This window comes from Streptomyces sp. NPDC059853, assembly GCF_042731495.1.
Classification (GTDB): domain Bacteria; phylum Actinomycetota; class Actinomycetes; order Streptomycetales; family Streptomycetaceae; genus Streptomyces.
This window is the reverse complement of record NZ_JBHWJL010000515.1, coordinates 1-1956: the sequence shown is the minus strand read 5'-3', so window position 1 is coordinate 1956 and position 1956 is coordinate 1. Positions and strand designations below refer to the sequence as shown.

The 1956-nt window shown below is 70.1% G+C and carries 2 protein-coding genes; both read left to right on the top strand.

The features are described 5' to 3' along the window. Window positions 1-209: 209 nt before the first annotated feature. A complete protein-coding gene (locus tag ACFV5N_RS27445; RefSeq protein WP_385605136.1) occupies window positions 210-938 on the top strand; it encodes a hypothetical protein in 729 nt (242 codons plus the stop codon). 89 nt (window positions 939-1027) lie between these two features. Continuing rightward, window positions 1028-1723, top strand: a complete 696-nt coding sequence (locus ACFV5N_RS27440; RefSeq protein WP_385605133.1) for a hypothetical protein — start codon at window positions 1028-1030, stop codon at window positions 1721-1723. Window positions 1724-1956 lie beyond the last annotated feature (233 nt).

Sequence of the window (1956 nt, the reverse complement as noted above, 5' to 3'; positions counted from 1 at the left end):
CAAGGAGGGACACCACCCCGCTCGGCCGCCCGCCTGCCGCTGAGGCCGGGGGACACCGGGCAGCCGCCAGGATCACTCGGTTGACGGCGCGTCAGGACATCGGCTGCGGCTTAGAACTTGGTTTAATAAAGGTGTTGGTCGGGAGGGCAACCCCGGCCGACACCGAGACCGATCGGCTCTCGGCTGACCTCCCTCATCAAGGAGCCTTCATGGCGACGATCACCGTCGCGCGTCACGAACTCAGCGTCTCCGCTCGCGAGACCGTCATCGAAGCGATGTGTCGCTTCGATCCCCGTCCGGCCGTTCGCTGGGGCGACCTGCTGTACTCCCTCGCCCGGCACGACCGTGCGGTGTACATCACCGCCCCGGACCGTGTCCTTCGCCCCCGTGAGGTGGCCCCGCACGCCGTTCCCCCGGCCGACGTGCTGGAAATGCCCTGGCGGGCCCAGCCCGACGAGGCGGTGTCGTGTCTCGCCCAGGCCGGGTATCTGTCGGGAGAATCCGCTCTGCTGCGCCGCGACGATGCGCACAACACCTACCTCGACACCGGCCGCTTCTTCGAGGCGGTGACCGTGCTGAAGCCGTTCATGGCGGTCACCGTCATGTACGGGAACGACGTCGTGGTCGCCGACGAGATCCAGATCCGGGCCGGGGCGTACATCACCGGGTCAACCGGCCTCGTCCGCCGGACCGTCCACCGCATCGGCTACACGAACGGGTACCCCGTGGACCCGCCCGGATTCGGTGTCTCGCGGGTGCGGGCCGAGTGCGGGACCTGCTGCGGGCGGTGGCGCGCCAAGGACGGGTCGTGGTGGTTCCGCCCGGAGCGGGCCCGCGACACCCCGTGGACCTACACCGACGCCCACGGCCATCGCGGGGGCACCATCGCCTGCCCGACGCCGCAGTGCGCCGGGCGCGTCGGCTTCCTCATCTTCTGACCCAGGGCCGGAGCGGCGCGGGGAGGGCAACCTCCGCGCCGCCCCCGGCAGCAACACCTTTTCCCTCAGCACAAGGAGCCAGCACGAACATGACCGCTACCCTGCGTCCGCTGGACGTCGTCCGGGCAACCGTGGCCGTCGTCGCCGTACGCGGCTATCAGCCGATCCGTTGCGCCGACGAGGCCCAGGTCCCCACGTCCTGGGAGGTCGCCAACTACCTCTCCGGAGCCGAACTGAGCTGCCCGGAGGATCGCGAGCGTATCGACGCGGCCGTCGCGGGCGCCGCAGACACCGCAGCCGCCGTTTGCGCGTGGTGCGTCGCCGGAGCGAGCAACGGTACGAGGTACCGGACGAAGCTCGCACGACTCGTGAAGTCCGGACGCGTCCAGCCTCGCGACATGAACGTCATGGCGTCCGCTGTCGCCGCCTGGCACAGCGAGAAGAGGCGGATGGAGATCGAGGCAGAGCAGGCCGTCGACGCCCGCCGGTCCCGACACCGGGGCCGGATCGGCGAGCGGCTCGTCCTCACGGCCGAGGTGGTCGCCGTCATCCCCTTGGCGCACCGGCACTACGGGACGGTCACCCGCCGCCCGGCCCTGGTGAAGTTCCGGGAGAAGAAGAGCGGCCACATCTTCATCTGGCAGGCGACGACCGAGCGCGTGCCGGAAAGCGGCACGACCGTGGAGGTCGCCGGAACCGTCAAGTCGCACACACGCTACCGGGGAGTCGCCCAGACCAAGCTGACCTACTGCCTCTGGTCCGCGACCGATCTCGGCCTCAGCTGACCAGGGGGAAGGACACCGACCATGCATGGAACCCACCCCGGCGACGTCCCGCCCGAGGACGACTGGAACGAACCGATGATCCCGCGGATTCTCATCCCCGGGCAGCGGCGGCCCAGCGAGCCCGGTAGTCAGCAACCGACCATCCCGCCGCAGCCCGGGCCCGAAGAGAGCTGACCGAGGAACCGAACAGAACGACAACGCGAGTGCGCCGTGGACCCAGCCCGGTCCACGGC